Raw genomic sequence first — 13,347 nt, forward strand, 5'->3', positions numbered from 1 at the left:
CAAAGAAAAAGGGGATAAGACTATGAATGCTGTTTCACTTTTACTAAAAGAAAATCATTATACAAACGCTAATAGACTCATTCAAACCATAGGATTCGAGAGTTTTTTAAACGAATTGTTAGAAAGCGCATACCAGGAAGAATCTATTAACCACTATACTTTTGTTACTGGATGGCTAGTAGAGGAGGAGACATACGAGAAGCATATGTTAGCCATTAACCTTCTGTTCCATCCACTTTGCCACGTGAAAGGTGCTTATCAAGCGTCGGTTTATCATGTGAGAAGATGTATGTACTTGTCACAACAGGATGACTTGTGTAGCTTAGAGAATTTGTTATTTTTGAATGAAGTGCCTGAAAAAGTGGTTTCCGATCAAGAAGCTCAGAAAGTTGCAAGGGCTATTCTAAACATAAAACCTCATCACAAACTAGCAAAACAGGTTATCCAACATTTAAAAAAGGGGAGGAATTAAACCATGCGCAATCAACAGTGTTCACACTGTAATCATGAAATGTCGCGTTGGAGTGCATTAAGAAAAATTGGTAACCGCGTTAAATGCTTGAACTGCAGAAAATATAATAAGATGTCTGCAAAACTATTTACTTCAGTATGGTTCGTCATCTTTGTCACCATCATGGTATTAATTTTTATCGGAGTTGAACCTATCGTTGTTTCGAGGATACAATTTAGCTCCTTACTATTTTTATTTTTAATTGATGTGCTCACATTCAACATAAAAGAACAATAAGTAATGAGGACTCGCTTTAAATGGTTCTTCATATATAAGGTAGTGCTTTTAATAAGTGAGCCTAAGTACATAATAAGTTTGGATTTCTCCTACCTCCAAATGATTTTTAATTTGGCGATTGCTCCAGCAAGTACCCCGATAGCATCTTAAAACGCCGCCTAACAAGCGGTTTTTTCCGTTATTTTATTTTTTCCATCACGACTAGAATAAATGTTGCAAAGGGACCAAATAGGAGTGAAAGGAAAAACCAATTCAGTCCAGAACGGTTCTTTCCTTGCGCGATCCCTGCATTGATGAGTGCCAATGTTCCCCAGCCAACAAAGTATTGACCATCCATTAAACAACCCCCTCCGAATTGTTCTTTATTTTACATTATGAAATAATGTTTGTTTTAAGCAAAATTTGCTCCAAAATAAGCAAAAAAGAAAAATAGAAGCACGATTATACCTAAAAAAACAATCGCAAACGTTGCTATAAACCGGTTCTCATTTTTTGTAACAAAGCTAACTATTATCAAGCTGATGATTAGAATGATTGAAAGAGGGATGAACCATACATATACGTTCCAAAGCACACTATCGTATACGAAACTATTTCGAGAAACCGCATCTAAGAAACGAGGTTAAAGGTTAAAAGTAGAACCAACACAAGAAGGGAGATGGACCTCCGAGTCATCTGTTTCATCTCAAAAAAGCAACCGACGACATGATGTTCCACGTTTTTTTATTACTCACACCTTAGACTCACGCTTCTGAAGAACTCGGTATAGAGGTTATCATAACGGGAAAGCCAGATAAGTTCCATTCATTTTTATAAAAAGTTCAGAATTTTTCGTTGACAGCGTTTTTTATTTGGAGTATGGTTTTCACATAAAGAAAATTAACTTTCACTATATGAAAAGAGTGTTGAATATGCAGTACCAAAACAAAAGTTTGGGAAAAGCTTTTGATATTATCAATGTGTTGTGCAAAGAACCAAAAACCGCTACAGAATTATCTCGTGAATTAGATTTAAATCAAACTACGGTACATCGGTTTTTAGTGACACTAACTGAGATGGGTATTATCGAAAAACTTCCTAATAACAAGATTCGCATGTCTTATAAATTTATTGATATGGGCAAAATGGCAGAGAATCATTATGACCTTGTTGGCGATTCAAGACCTTTTTTGGAAGCGCTCGCAAAAGAAACAGGGGAGAGTGTTCTAATCTCAACGTTTCAGAATTATTCTGTTTCCTACTTGTCAAAAGTGGAAAGCTCTCAAACCGTTCGCATTGTGTTAGGTCCTGGTGATCGCGCTCCGTCGTATACCGTGGCTTCAGGAAAATTGTTTTTGGCTCACTTAGATGAACCACTCTTGCAAAAGTACTTATCAAAGACGAAGCTTGAAAAAAAGACTAACAACACGTTGATCGTAAAAGAAACCCTCCTACAAGAATTAGCAACGATTAAAGCACAGGGCTTCGCCATCGATCACGAAGAGTACCTTTTAGGCCTAAAAGGAATGGCAGCACCTATTTATGATTCAACTGGAAAAGTTGTGGCAGCACTAAGTGTAGCGGGAGTCGCACTGAGACTTGATGAAGAAAAAACCCAAATGACAATTAATCAGTTATTATATTATGCTCAAAAGATTTCGAGCACACTTGGTTGGAACAAAGAAGTGCTAAATTAACCAAATAGGAGTTGAGGAAATGGCAAGTTTACAAGGAAAAGTAGCAATCATTACTGGTGCATCTCGTGGAATTGGAGCTGCATCGGCTCGGGCTCTCGCAAAAGAGGGGGCGCACGTCGTCCTGGTCGATATTCTAGATTGTCATGAAACAGCCAGTTTAATTGAATCCACTCAAGCTAATCCAGGAGGAGACGTAATGAGTGTCTGTATCGACATTCAAGATCGTGGCGTGATTCAACAATTGATGAAGGATGTTTATTCTCGCTTTGGTTCCATTGATATCGTTGTCAACAATGCAGGGACTTGTTCACGACTCGACCTAGAAGACATAACAGAAGAGATGTGGGAACGGGATATCAATACGAATTTACGAGGAACCTTTTTTATGACCAAAGAGGCGATTTACCCGTATATGAAAGATCAAGGAAGTGGAAAAATCATTAATGTTAGTTCCATTTCAGGAATTATGGGTGGACCGTTATCGTTTCATGACGGAAAGAAATCAGCTCGTTCTGGACCCGCTTACGCTGCGTCCAAAGGTGGGGTAATTGCCTTAACAAAGTGGGTGGCCAAAGAAGTTGGTGCATTAGGGATTACGTGTAATAGCATTGCACCAGGGCCAATAAAAACAGAAATAACAAAAGATCTTGACTATCCACTGAGTAACCAAGTCATTAATCGGATGGGGGATCCTGAGGACATTGCCGGAGCGGTCGTCTATTTCGCATCTTCCTATTCAGATTATGTGACCGGTGAGGTGCTAAAAGTATGTGGAGGTTCTGCAATTGGCTAAGTATGAACGGAGGAGGACACGAAAATGAGTGTACAAATGACGACCAACAACCACGTTTTATACGGGTCTTTACTCGTGGGAGAAGACTTGATGGATGGTATTCTAAGGATTTGTAAAAGCAATCAAATCCATTCAGGAATGGTAACATGCATTGGTTCGCTAGACAAAACGGGTTTTACCGTCTTTAAAGTGAATCAACACAACAGACCAGATGGCTATGCGCCCGCCACAACGATCGAAGAACCAGTGGAACTTATTCAAGCAACGGGCTTTATCTGTAAAGATGAGCAAGGTGAGCTGGATATGCATTTACATGGCATCGTAGAACGAATGGATGGCCGTATTCAAGCTGGCCATTTTTTAAGAGGCTACAATAAAGTTTGTATTACAGTAGAATTTACCGTCATTTCTTCTCCAGAGGTAACCGCAGTACGAGCGTACGATGAGCGTCTCACCTATAAGACCATTCGATTCGATGCCGCACCACTATAAAGGAGGATAAAATGATAACGCTTTCTAGTTTAGCTAAAAAGGCTTTTATGCAGCATGCAGAAAAAATTGCCCTTGTTGATGAGCGTCGTCGTATGACTTATCAAGCATTAAAAGAAGAATCGTGTCGTCTCACATCTGCACTTACAGCAAAAGGACTTCAAAAAGGGGATCGGATTGCTATACTTGCTTCTAACCGTGTGGAACATATTGTCATGGACCTAGCTGTCGCGATTGGTGGTTTCGTGAAAGTTCCTATTAATATCAAATTACATCCAAAAGAAATAGATTTCATTTTGCAACACTCCAAGGCATCTGTACTAATAGGAGAAAAAGCGTTAACGGATGTGGTTGAGTCTAGCATTGTGACGATAACGCTTGAAGAAGATTACAAAGACTTTATATCTAAATACGACATAAAATACCCGAATATTTCGTTATCAGAGCGTGATCCATTTGCAATTATGTACACGTCAGGCACAACAGGAAGACCAAAGGGCGCTGTCTTGTCACACCGAGCGATTATTGCATCGGCACAATCCCTTATGATGGCTTGTGAGATCGGTTATGACGATATTATTGGTCACGTCGCGCCGTTAACGCACGGAAGCAACTTTCTCGCTCAATGCGCACTCTTTTTTGGCCTTAAACAAGTCATTTTTGACAAATTTGATTCTGAACGCACACCGCATCAACTGGAACAGCAACGAGTAACCACTATTTTCATGGTTCCAACAATCGTCAATTTAATGGTTCAAGAAGAAGGATTTAATCCTAAGAAATTAAAATTCTTGAAAAGCATTAATATGGCGGGAGCGCCTATTGCTTCTGAGAAATTGCAGGAGGCTCTTCAACAACTTGGTCCGATTTTTGCGGAAACTTACGGATTGGTTGAAGCCCCAATGGCCATAACGATTATGCCAAAAAATAAATTGCCACAACATATGTCCTCATGTGGGGCAGTTGGCCCAATGGTAGACATGGTGATTCGAGATGAAGCAGGTGTTGAAGTACCTCAAGGAGAAGTTGGGGAAGTAACCTGTAAAGGTCCTTTGGTCATGGATGGATACTGGGAGAATGAAGAAGCGACGAGAGACGCGATAAAGGACGGCTGGTTTTTTACTGGTGATTTAGGATGGACAGATGAGCGTGGTTATCTTCACCTGATTGATCGGAAAAATGATGTCATTATAAGCGGAGGGATGAACATTTACCCTAGAGAAGTTGAGGAAGCCTTGAACGAACATGAAGGGGTAAAAGAAGTCTGTGTGTTTGGTGTTCCTGATGATAAATGGGGTGAAACCACTTACGCTCATGTCGTCTTAAAGCATGGATTTACCACTGACGCTGCTCAATTAATTTCACACTGTAAGGAACATGTTGCGAGCTATAAAAAACCCGCCCATATTGAGATTGTGACGGCTCTTCCAAAGAGTCCTTATGGAAAAATATTAAGACGAGAACTTAAAAATTTGTATAGCGAAAAGGTGAGACGATGAGCAGAGTAGCCGTAACAGGAGTTGGCATGACCCGTTTTGGAAAAAGCAACGATTCACTCAAGACGTTACTGTTAAAAGCGTCTCGACAAGCTTTAATCGATGCAGGTAGACCCAAAGTAGACGCAATCATCGTCGGAAACTTTATGGGGGGACCTTTAGCACAACAAGAGATTTTAGGCAGCATTCTCGTAACCGAACTCGGGCTCGGACACATTCCATCCATGAAAACTGAAGGAGCATGCGCATCAGGCGGAATTGCCTTTCGCCAAGCTTATCAATTGTTAAAAGCCGGTGCATACAACTCTGTGCTTGTGGTTGGTGGCGAAAAGATGACCCACATTCAAACAAATCACGTCATATCGGCTGTTAATCATGCGATGGATAACAGTAGCATGGAATCAAAAACCGGCTTGACGTTTCCAGGTTATTTTGGTGTAGTCGCCAATCGCTACATGTATGAATATGGAGCCACGAAGTCTCATTTAGCCATGGTTGCTTTTAAGAACAGAAACTATGCGAGGCAAAACCCGTTGTCGCAGTTTCAAGCAGCCACGTCACTAGAAGAGATTCTTTCAGCACGCATGATTACTGACCCTCTTGGTTTGTTTGATTGCTCTCCGATATCCGATGGGGCCGCAGCTGTTGTTGTTCAGAATGTAGCAAGAGAAGGAGTAGAAGTCATCGCTTCAGGGCAGGCATCTGGTACACCAATCATGCAAGAAGTTGACGATTTAACCCGTATTCCAGCCACTGAAGAAGCAGCAAAACAAGCCTATTCACAAGCAGCTATGGGACCAAACGATGTTGATGTTTTGGAGTTACATGACTGTTTTTCCATGACAGAGATCATTGCCATTGAAGAATTAGGTTTCTTCGAAAGAGGTACGGGCTTTGAGGCGGTTGAAAAAAAATTAACGAACCACGGTGGTGATATACCTGTCAATACGAGTGGAGGACTATTATCAAAAGGGCATCCCATTGGCGCGACCGGGATCGCACAAATCGTTCATATCGTTGAGCAATTAAGGGGAACCGCACCGAACCAGGTGGAACATGCTCGAGTTGGGATGGCTCAAAATCTAGGCGGTACCGGAGCGTATTCACTCGTTCATTTATTTAAAAAGGAAGGTGCATAAAACATGGAAATTCCGCTCTATACATGCCAACATTGCAAACATTGCTGGCTTGAAGAAAAAATCTATTGTTCACGTTGCTTAAGCGAGGAGTTTACGGAAACGTTTGTAGAAGGGAAGGGTACAGTCTATTCGCATACAACCATTCATGCAGCGCCTGATGCCTATCAATCACTCTCTCCATATGTTATTGCACTCATTGATATACGGGACCATACACGTTTGTCCGTCCGTTGTACCGATCAACAGATTCAAATAGGAGACATCGTCAAAATCATTCAACAAGTAGAAGGCGCTTACCTTGCCACAAAGGAGGACGTTCCATGTCAACTGTAAAACCTTCTCCCATTGTGCAAGAATTGCGGTCGAAACTAAACCACGATCAAGTATACGTTAGTGAGTCACAGCGCTCACTCCATAGTAGCGATGAATCTTATCACCAATCAGCTATGCCAGATATCGTCGTCTATCCATCATCAACAGAAGACGTCGCCACCATCGTTCACCTTGCCGCAGCTTATAATGAAAAAATATATCCCTATGGCTTGGGTACAAGTTTAGAAGGGCATGTCATTCCTTACGAAAAAGGCATTGTTATTGATTTTAGTCTCATGAATGGCGTGTTAGCAATTGATGAAAAGGATCTGTTAGTGACTGTACAACCAGGTGTCACCCGAGATCAACTAAATAAAGAGCTGAAAAAATACGGCCTTTTCTTTTCCGTAGATCCTGGAGCCAATGCCACTATAGGCGGTATGGTGGCCACCAATGCAAGTGGGACGAACTCTGTTAAGTATGGAGTGATGAGGGACCAGGTTCGTGATTTGGAAATTGTGCTGGCGAACGGAACAATCATTCATAGTGGAAACCGCGCTGCCAAATCTTCTTCTGGCTACGATTTAAACAACTTATTTGTTGGAGCAGAGGGCACACTCGGCTGTTACACCGAAATCACGATTAAAGTGTATGGCATTCCTGAAAAAATAATAGCCGGTCGTGTGCAATTTCCGTCTATCCATGATGCGGTATCTTCTGTTTCAGCCGTTTTACAATCAGGGATTCCCATAGCTCGTATTGAATTGATTGATGCGTACTCCATGGAAAAAATTAATCAGCACAATGACACTGGATACCCATTAAAACCAACATTGTTTCTAGAATTTCATGGGAATGCTTCCTCCATTCATCATGATCTATCTTTTTGCGAGAGCATCATGCAAGATTATCACGCGAGTCAGTTTCACGTAGCTCAAAGCAATGCAGAACGCCAAGAACTCTGGCATGCGCGCCATAATTTGGCCTATGCCTTTACACATAGTGAACCTAAGAAAAAACTGATGGTAACCGATGTATGCGTCCCTATTTCTGCTCTCGCTGAAGCTGTTTCCCATGCACGAGACACGGCATTGGAACAACGTATAGAGGCTGGTATTGTCGGTCATGTCGGAGACGGAAATTTTCATGCCTTGTTATTAGTAGACCCCCTAGATAAAGAAGAACTTGAGAACGTAGCATCCTACAACGAAACCATCGTCCGTTTTGCACTAGCAAAAGGAGGCACATGTACTGGCGAACATGGCATTGGAATAGGCAAAGTAAAGTATTTAGAAAAAGAACATGGCGATGCGCTTCACGTAATGAAAGCGATCAAGCGCGCACTTGACCCAACGAATCTGTTTAACCCCAATAAAAACATTTTTATATCATGACGTCTGTGAAGGACGTCATGAAACCAACCAAAAAATGTAAGCGCTTTAATTAAAAGGAGGGCGACATGGCTAAACCATATGTACAACTATGCCTGCTTTTGCTTTCGATCATAGGAGTGGCTGGCTGCAGCAGTCATGCCACAACACAGGAAGAGGTTTATGAGTGGAAGATGAGCGTAACCGTAGGGCCAGGCTCAACCTGGTATGAAGGGGCCATAAAGTTTGCCGAAGACTTGAAAGAACAAAGTAACGGTCGCTTCCTTGTTGATGTGTATACCAATGAACAACTGTCTGCTGGGAATCCTGAGGCAGGCGTTGAACAACTTATGGATGGCTTGAAAGATTTTTCCTACAACTCAAGCATTATTTATGCGGGCATTGACCCACGATTCGGCGTCTTAAGTGCTCCTTTTTTAATTAATGACTTTGATGACGCAGAGCGCGTGTTACAAGGACAAAGCGGAAAGATTATTAATGAAATGTTACGAGAGAGGGGCGTTGAACCTCTTGGGTTTGGTGAAAGTGGGTTTCGTCAAATTACCAATGATACACGTGCGATCACAAGTCCTGAGGACCTGGATCATCTTAAAATTCGAGTTCCTAGTATGGGTGTTTTCACGAACTTGTATCGTACTCAAGAAGCGGATCCGATCACAATGGCTTTTTCCGAAGTCTATACCGCACTGCAACAAGGAACCATTGACGGGCAAGAGAACCCCGTGGATGTTACTTATTCGGCAGGCTTAATAGAAGTACAACAATACATGACGATGTGGAACTATGTGTATGATGCGCTCGTGTTCGGCATGAATAAAGAGCTATTTGATTCTTTACCACCTGAGGACCAAGCACTCATAAAAAAAGTTGCTGCGGAGGCAAATGCCTATCAAATTAACCGGACTAGAGAAAAAGAACAAGCACAATTGACAGAACTAGAAGAGAAGGGCACGGACATTTATTATCCAACCGATGACGAAATTGGACAATTTCGAGAAAGTTCTCAGCAAGTATATGACGATTTTCGTGACGTATGGGGTGCGAAAAACTTAGAAACCTTTTTACAAGAAGCCAATGGGAGCGAGGAGGACGCACAATGAGGATCTTAACGTATTTAGAGCATGCCATCGTTATGTTCTCTTTAGCTGGAATGGCCCTCATAACATTTGCAAACGTACTTTCCCGTTATTTATTTGATACATCCTTTGCATTCGCTGAAGAAATAACGATTAACCTGTTCGTGTTAAGTACCTTTGTTGGCGCATCCATTGCCATTAAACGCCAAGCTCATTTTGGATTTCAATATTTCTTCGATAAATTTAAACCTGAAGTCCAGCGCGGCCTCATTTTAGTCACGAGCCTTTTGATGCTAACTTTTTTGAGCTTAACATTTGTCTTTGGGTTAGAACTCGCTCTTAGTCAATGGGAACGGGGAAGGGTGACACCTGCTTTATCCATTCCTCAATCGTTATTTACGCTAGCCATCCCGATAGGATCGCTATTCTGTATCATTCGTACCTTTGAAATGATGATTCATCGTTTAAAAAAGCGTACAAAAGGTGCGCGCAGCATTGATTCGAATTCGGATAATGAATCGAAGGAGGCGAAAGTATAAATGTTAACGGCCATCATGTTCGCGGTCTTTTTCCTCTTGATTTTTATCAATCTGCCCGTAGCCTTTTCATTGGGAATCGCAGCTATCATTGTACTGCTACTAGATTCAGGCTGGTCTTCGCTAGGACTGCTTCCCAGTATCATGTATTCATCAATCTCCTCATTTACCTTGTTGGCCATTCCTTTTTTTGTTTTAGCTGGGGTCATTATGGGGTATTCAGGGATTTCCAATCGTCTCATTGATTTTGCTTACTTGGCTTTCGGTCACCGGAAAAATGGCATCGTGATTGTCACAATCGTTGCTGCCTTTTTCTTTTCTGCCATATCCGGATCAGGACCGGCTACAGTTGCCGCTATGGGTGCCATCCTAATTCCTGCCCTCGTGAAGAATGGTTTTAAAGCCCATTCTGCCTCTGCATTAGTAGCAAGCTCAGGTTCACTAGGTATCATTTTACCACCAAGTATTGCCTTTATTGTATTTGGCGTGATTGCCAGTGACTTTATCAGTATATCAATTGGACGTTTGTTTATTGCAGGGATTGTTCCCGGGATTCTCCTTGCCCTAAGCCTTTTAATTGCAAGCATGATCGTTAATAAAAAAAACCAACAATTACAGCGTGAAAATGAAGAAATTGCCATTACCGTTGAGAAAGCCCGCGGTGTCGAGGTGTTAAAAGCATTTCTTAAAGCTTCATTAGGTCTATTGATTCCCGTCATTATATTAGGAGGGATCTATTCAGGAATTTTCACTCCCACCGAAGCGGCTGTTGTAGCAGTATTTTATTCCCTTGTGGTTGGTTTTTTCTTCTATAGAGAATTAAAGTTCCAGCATATTCCAAAGATATTGGTAGATGCGTCAGTTCAGTCAGCAGTCATCATGCTCATTATTGGGGTTGCCTCTCTCTTTTCTTACATTATCACAACACAAAAAATTGCAGCCAGCCTGACTTCAACGATCTTACAGCTCACTACGAACCCTCTCATTCTGTTGCTACTTGTGGCCGTTATCTTGCTCATCGTAGGTGCTTTTATTGACACCATATCAGCTTTTTATATCTTTATTCCTTTACTCATGCCAGTTTTATTAGAGGTAGGAGTAGATCCCACGACCATTGGAGTGATGATGACAGTTGGTTTAGCCATCGGTCTATTTACTCCACCGGTCGGATTGAATCTCTTTGTCGCTAGTGGCATCTCAGGGGTCTCGTCAGAAAGTATCGTTCGAGGAATAGGACCTTATTTGATTGCAAGTATTCTTGTCTTACTTCTTGTTATGTACTTTCCAGCGATTTCAAATACATTACCAAATTTATTAGGTGTGTAAGATAGTAAGAGCGGGTGCGCACGTGTTGAACGTAAAAGAGGGTAAGCCCGATATCGATCAAAACCCAGAAAAGAGTAACGTTTTAACGTTATTCTTTTTTTAGTTTCAATGATTCTACTCTCGATTGTTGCATAATTTTTCTTCATCAGCGTATACTTTTTCAAAATTGAATTGTACGTTTATTGCATAATCAAAGCTATTAACACCTTTAACAATTGCGTATATACTCCAGATATGGCTTTGAGATAATGTGCAAAATTGAATTTTGTAAGGAGCGACCTTTGTGGTTTTAGATCAAAGAAGAATCGCCATTCTATCTTATCTTCACTCATTAACGTCACCGATTCACCCGGTCGAGTTAGCGGAGAATCTCGGTGTGTCAAAACGTACGCTATACCATGATTTAAATGAAGTGGACCATTGGCTCATTGAAAATCACGTTCCAGCCATTCAACGGAAATATGGAGAAGGATTATTTTTAGAGCATGCAACAAAAGAACGATTATCCACATTAATTTCGTTAAAAGACCAATGGGCCTATCGCTTGAGTCAGGAAGAACGACATTATGTTCTTTTAGCGCATTTGTTCCTTCAACAGTCGTTTGTTTCTTCAAAACAATTGATGGACATCGTTCAAGTGAGTCGAGGGACAATTTTTAAAGACCTTGCGTCACTTTCTGAGCAACTCCAAAAGGATGGCATCTTGCTTACGTACGACAAACAAAAAGGATATCAGTTAACTGGTAGTGAGTATGCGCTGTGGCAAAAGATTCAACAAATCCTTCAAACAGTGACAGATGATGCTTTTGATGAAGTGAGAAAGATGCTCTTTCATCAAGTCCATTCGACCACAGAGCATGTAGAAGTGGTTTTACAGAAGGAGATTAAAAAGCTTGAAATGGCTTTAGCGATTACATTTAACCAGCAAGTACGCCTCGCCTTGGGGCTTACACTCTTGTTCATTTATCAACGTCCGCTACATGAACTATGGATTGAACAAGCTGAACAAGATGTTTTGATTCAAAGCCCTGCTTTTAAAGCTGTGACAGAATTAAGTGCTCGCCTACAGCGTAAAGGGTTTCGGTTGTTATCACATTCCGAGTGCTTTTTGCTTGTTATTCGCATACTAAGTTCTCGTGTAACAGATGCATCCACGCGTCTTAATCAAACTGAACAAACGGACATTTCGCAAATCACCAAAGACATCATTGCCCAGTTTGAGTACAACAGTGGCGTGAATTTTCAAGACAAAGACCGTTTATACAAGAATTTAGTTGCTCACATTAAACCAGCCTATTATCGATTAAAATATGACCAAACATTAAGTAACCGGTATTTACCCTTTATTGAACAACAGTTAAAAGAAGTGTATACATTAACGGAACAAGCGTTACAGCCACTGCAACAATACGTAAACGTCGAGATCCCAAGAGAAGAAATTGCTCTTATCGCCATGCACTTTGGTGGGTGGATTAATAAGAAAAGAGAGAAGCGCCACAAAGCCTATAAAGCGGTCGTCATTTGCGAGAACGGGATTGCGGCTTCGTCAATGCTTTTTTCACAGCTCGAGGGGTTATTGCCGGAAGTTGAGTTTTTGAATTACATCCCGGTGCGGTCGTTTAAATCGTATGAACCTAACGTAGATATTGCTTTTTCGACGACCTACATCAGTCAATCGACTATTCCGGTTATCTATGTACCAGCCATTTTAGGAGAATCAGAAAAGGCGACCATCTTTCGAGAGTTGCAACAATTTATGGATCCGGCGCGGTTGAAGCGTTCTGATTTTGAGAGTGTCATGCAAATTATTGAACAATATACCGACATTCAACAAAAGGAAGAATTAACTCGTAAATTAGAACCGTACTTTCGCCCAACGAGTATTAGATTTGAGGTGTACAAACCATTGTTACATGAACTATTAGATAAAAGTATGATTGCGGTTCAGCAAAAGGTTTCGTCTTGGCAAGATGCTATTTCTGCAGCCGCTCAACCGCTTTTGAAAAAAGAACACATCGATGACTCTTATATCGATGCGATGATTAGAAACGTCATGACAAACGGTCCATACATTGTCATTGCGCCACTCATTGCCATGCCTCACGCTAGGCCTGAAGAGGGCGTGAAAAAGTTAGGCATTAGTATGTTGAAGGTCAATGAGGCGGTCCCGTTTTCAAATGAAGCCAAACATGACGCACGATTAATTATCGTATTAGCTGCGATCGATAATGAGACTCATTTAAAAGCACTATCGCAATTATCAGAGCTTCTCTCTGATAAAAAAAATGTAAACCGTATTTTAGAAAGCTCAACAGCCGAAGACATTGAAATCGTTCTTCACCAGAAGAATGAAGGAGGAAATTAA

The 13,347-nt window shown here is 41.2% G+C and carries 13 protein-coding genes; 12 read left to right on the top strand and 1 reads right to left on the bottom strand.

All coding sequences use genetic code 11. The features are described from left to right. Positions 1-22 precede the first annotated feature (22 nt). Positions 23-472, top strand: a complete 450-nt coding sequence (locus ACE1TH_RS06240; protein ID WP_375078547.1) for a hypothetical protein — start codon at positions 23-25, stop codon at positions 470-472. 454 nt (positions 473-926) lie between these two features. Here ACE1TH_RS06240 and ACE1TH_RS06245 read toward each other — a convergent pair whose 3' ends face one another. Further along, the gene (locus ACE1TH_RS06245; protein WP_375078548.1) at positions 927-1,085 is read right to left on the bottom strand and encodes a hypothetical protein; all 159 of its coding nucleotides are present in this window, start codon (positions 1,083-1,085) and stop codon (positions 927-929) included. A gap of 574 nt (positions 1,086-1,659) precedes the next feature. On the opposite strand from ACE1TH_RS06245, the gene ACE1TH_RS06250 reads away from it, so the two are divergent. The 11 genes from ACE1TH_RS06250 to ACE1TH_RS06300 all read left to right on the top strand — a co-directional run bounded on the left by ACE1TH_RS06250 (position 1,660) and on the right by ACE1TH_RS06300 (position 13,347). Beyond that, positions 1,660-2,424: an IclR family transcriptional regulator gene (locus ACE1TH_RS06250; RefSeq protein ID WP_375078549.1), complete on the top strand. Its 765-nt coding sequence runs from the start codon at positions 1,660-1,662 to the stop codon at positions 2,422-2,424. A 19-nt stretch (positions 2,425-2,443) separates the two neighbouring features. Continuing rightward, positions 2,444-3,217 carry an SDR family NAD(P)-dependent oxidoreductase gene (locus ACE1TH_RS06255; protein ID WP_099300740.1) on the top strand — a complete coding sequence of 258 codons (774 nt, stop codon included), beginning with the start codon at positions 2,444-2,446 and terminating at the stop codon, positions 3,215-3,217. A 24-nt stretch (positions 3,218-3,241) separates the two neighbouring features. After that, complete coding sequence (locus ACE1TH_RS06260) at positions 3,242-3,709, top strand: PPC domain-containing DNA-binding protein (RefSeq protein WP_099300739.1); 468 nt, start codon at positions 3,242-3,244, stop codon at positions 3,707-3,709. A gap of 11 nt (positions 3,710-3,720) precedes the next feature. Then, positions 3,721-5,205 carry a class I adenylate-forming enzyme family protein gene (locus ACE1TH_RS06265; protein ID WP_375078550.1) on the top strand — a complete coding sequence of 495 codons (1,485 nt, stop codon included), beginning with the start codon at positions 3,721-3,723 and terminating at the stop codon, positions 5,203-5,205. Next, positions 5,202-6,341: a thiolase C-terminal domain-containing protein gene (locus ACE1TH_RS06270; protein ID WP_099300737.1), complete on the top strand. Its 1,140-nt coding sequence runs from the start codon at positions 5,202-5,204 to the stop codon at positions 6,339-6,341. The genes ACE1TH_RS06265 and ACE1TH_RS06270 overlap by 4 nt, the downstream gene beginning before the upstream one ends. A 3-nt stretch (positions 6,342-6,344) precedes the next feature. After that, positions 6,345-6,674 carry a Zn-ribbon domain-containing OB-fold protein gene (locus ACE1TH_RS06275; RefSeq protein WP_099300736.1) on the top strand — a complete coding sequence of 110 codons (330 nt, stop codon included), beginning with the start codon at positions 6,345-6,347 and terminating at the stop codon, positions 6,672-6,674. Continuing rightward, complete coding sequence (locus ACE1TH_RS06280) at positions 6,662-8,047, top strand: FAD-binding oxidoreductase (RefSeq protein ID WP_375078551.1); 1,386 nt, start codon at positions 6,662-6,664, stop codon at positions 8,045-8,047. The genes ACE1TH_RS06275 and ACE1TH_RS06280 overlap by 13 nt, the downstream gene beginning before the upstream one ends. Positions 8,048-8,112: 65 nt before the next feature. Continuing rightward, positions 8,113-9,144 carry a DctP family TRAP transporter solute-binding subunit gene (locus tag ACE1TH_RS06285; protein ID WP_375078552.1) on the top strand — a complete coding sequence of 344 codons (1,032 nt, stop codon included), beginning with the start codon at positions 8,113-8,115 and terminating at the stop codon, positions 9,142-9,144. Further along, complete coding sequence (locus tag ACE1TH_RS06290) at positions 9,141-9,659, top strand: TRAP transporter small permease (protein ID WP_176554224.1); 519 nt, start codon at positions 9,141-9,143, stop codon at positions 9,657-9,659. The genes ACE1TH_RS06285 and ACE1TH_RS06290 overlap by 4 nt, the downstream gene beginning before the upstream one ends. Next, entirely contained in the window at positions 9,660-10,982 is a 1,323-nt protein-coding gene (locus ACE1TH_RS06295) for a TRAP transporter large permease (protein ID WP_375078553.1), read from the top strand. A 283-nt stretch (positions 10,983-11,265) separates the two neighbouring features. After that, the gene (locus ACE1TH_RS06300) at positions 11,266-13,347 is read left to right on the top strand and encodes a BglG family transcription antiterminator (RefSeq protein ID WP_255225259.1); all 2,082 of its coding nucleotides are present in this window, start codon (positions 11,266-11,268) and stop codon (positions 13,345-13,347) included.

Origin of the sequence: Shouchella sp. JSM 1781072 (genome assembly GCF_041949915.1) — a bacterium.
Lineage (GTDB): Bacteria > Bacillota > Bacilli > Bacillales > Bacillaceae_D > Shouchella.

Excerpts from the sequence above, each read along its gene's own strand:
- ACE1TH_RS06280 (WP_375078551.1), top strand. The coding sequence starts at position 6,662 with ATGTCAACTGTAAAACCTTCTCCCATTGTGCAAGAATTGCGGTCGAAA.
- ACE1TH_RS06285 (WP_375078552.1), top strand. The coding sequence starts at position 8,113 with ATGGCTAAACCATATGTACAACTATGCCTGCTTTTGCTTTCGATCATA.
- ACE1TH_RS06245 (WP_375078548.1), bottom strand. The coding sequence starts at position 1,085 with ATGGATGGTCAATACTTTGTTGGCTGGGGAACATTGGCACTCATCAAT.
- ACE1TH_RS06250 (WP_375078549.1), top strand. The coding sequence starts at position 1,660 with ATGCAGTACCAAAACAAAAGTTTGGGAAAAGCTTTTGATATTATCAAT.
- ACE1TH_RS06295 (WP_375078553.1), top strand. The coding sequence starts at position 9,660 with ATGTTAACGGCCATCATGTTCGCGGTCTTTTTCCTCTTGATTTTTATC.
- ACE1TH_RS06290 (WP_176554224.1), top strand. The coding sequence starts at position 9,141 with ATGAGGATCTTAACGTATTTAGAGCATGCCATCGTTATGTTCTCTTTA.
- ACE1TH_RS06275 (WP_099300736.1), top strand. The coding sequence starts at position 6,345 with ATGGAAATTCCGCTCTATACATGCCAACATTGCAAACATTGCTGGCTT.
- ACE1TH_RS06265 (WP_375078550.1), top strand. The coding sequence starts at position 3,721 with ATGATAACGCTTTCTAGTTTAGCTAAAAAGGCTTTTATGCAGCATGCA.
- ACE1TH_RS06255 (WP_099300740.1), top strand. The coding sequence starts at position 2,444 with ATGGCAAGTTTACAAGGAAAAGTAGCAATCATTACTGGTGCATCTCGT.
- ACE1TH_RS06240 (WP_375078547.1), top strand. The coding sequence starts at position 23 with ATGAATGCTGTTTCACTTTTACTAAAAGAAAATCATTATACAAACGCT.
- ACE1TH_RS06260 (WP_099300739.1), top strand. The coding sequence starts at position 3,242 with ATGAGTGTACAAATGACGACCAACAACCACGTTTTATACGGGTCTTTA.
- ACE1TH_RS06270 (WP_099300737.1), top strand. The coding sequence starts at position 5,202 with ATGAGCAGAGTAGCCGTAACAGGAGTTGGCATGACCCGTTTTGGAAAA.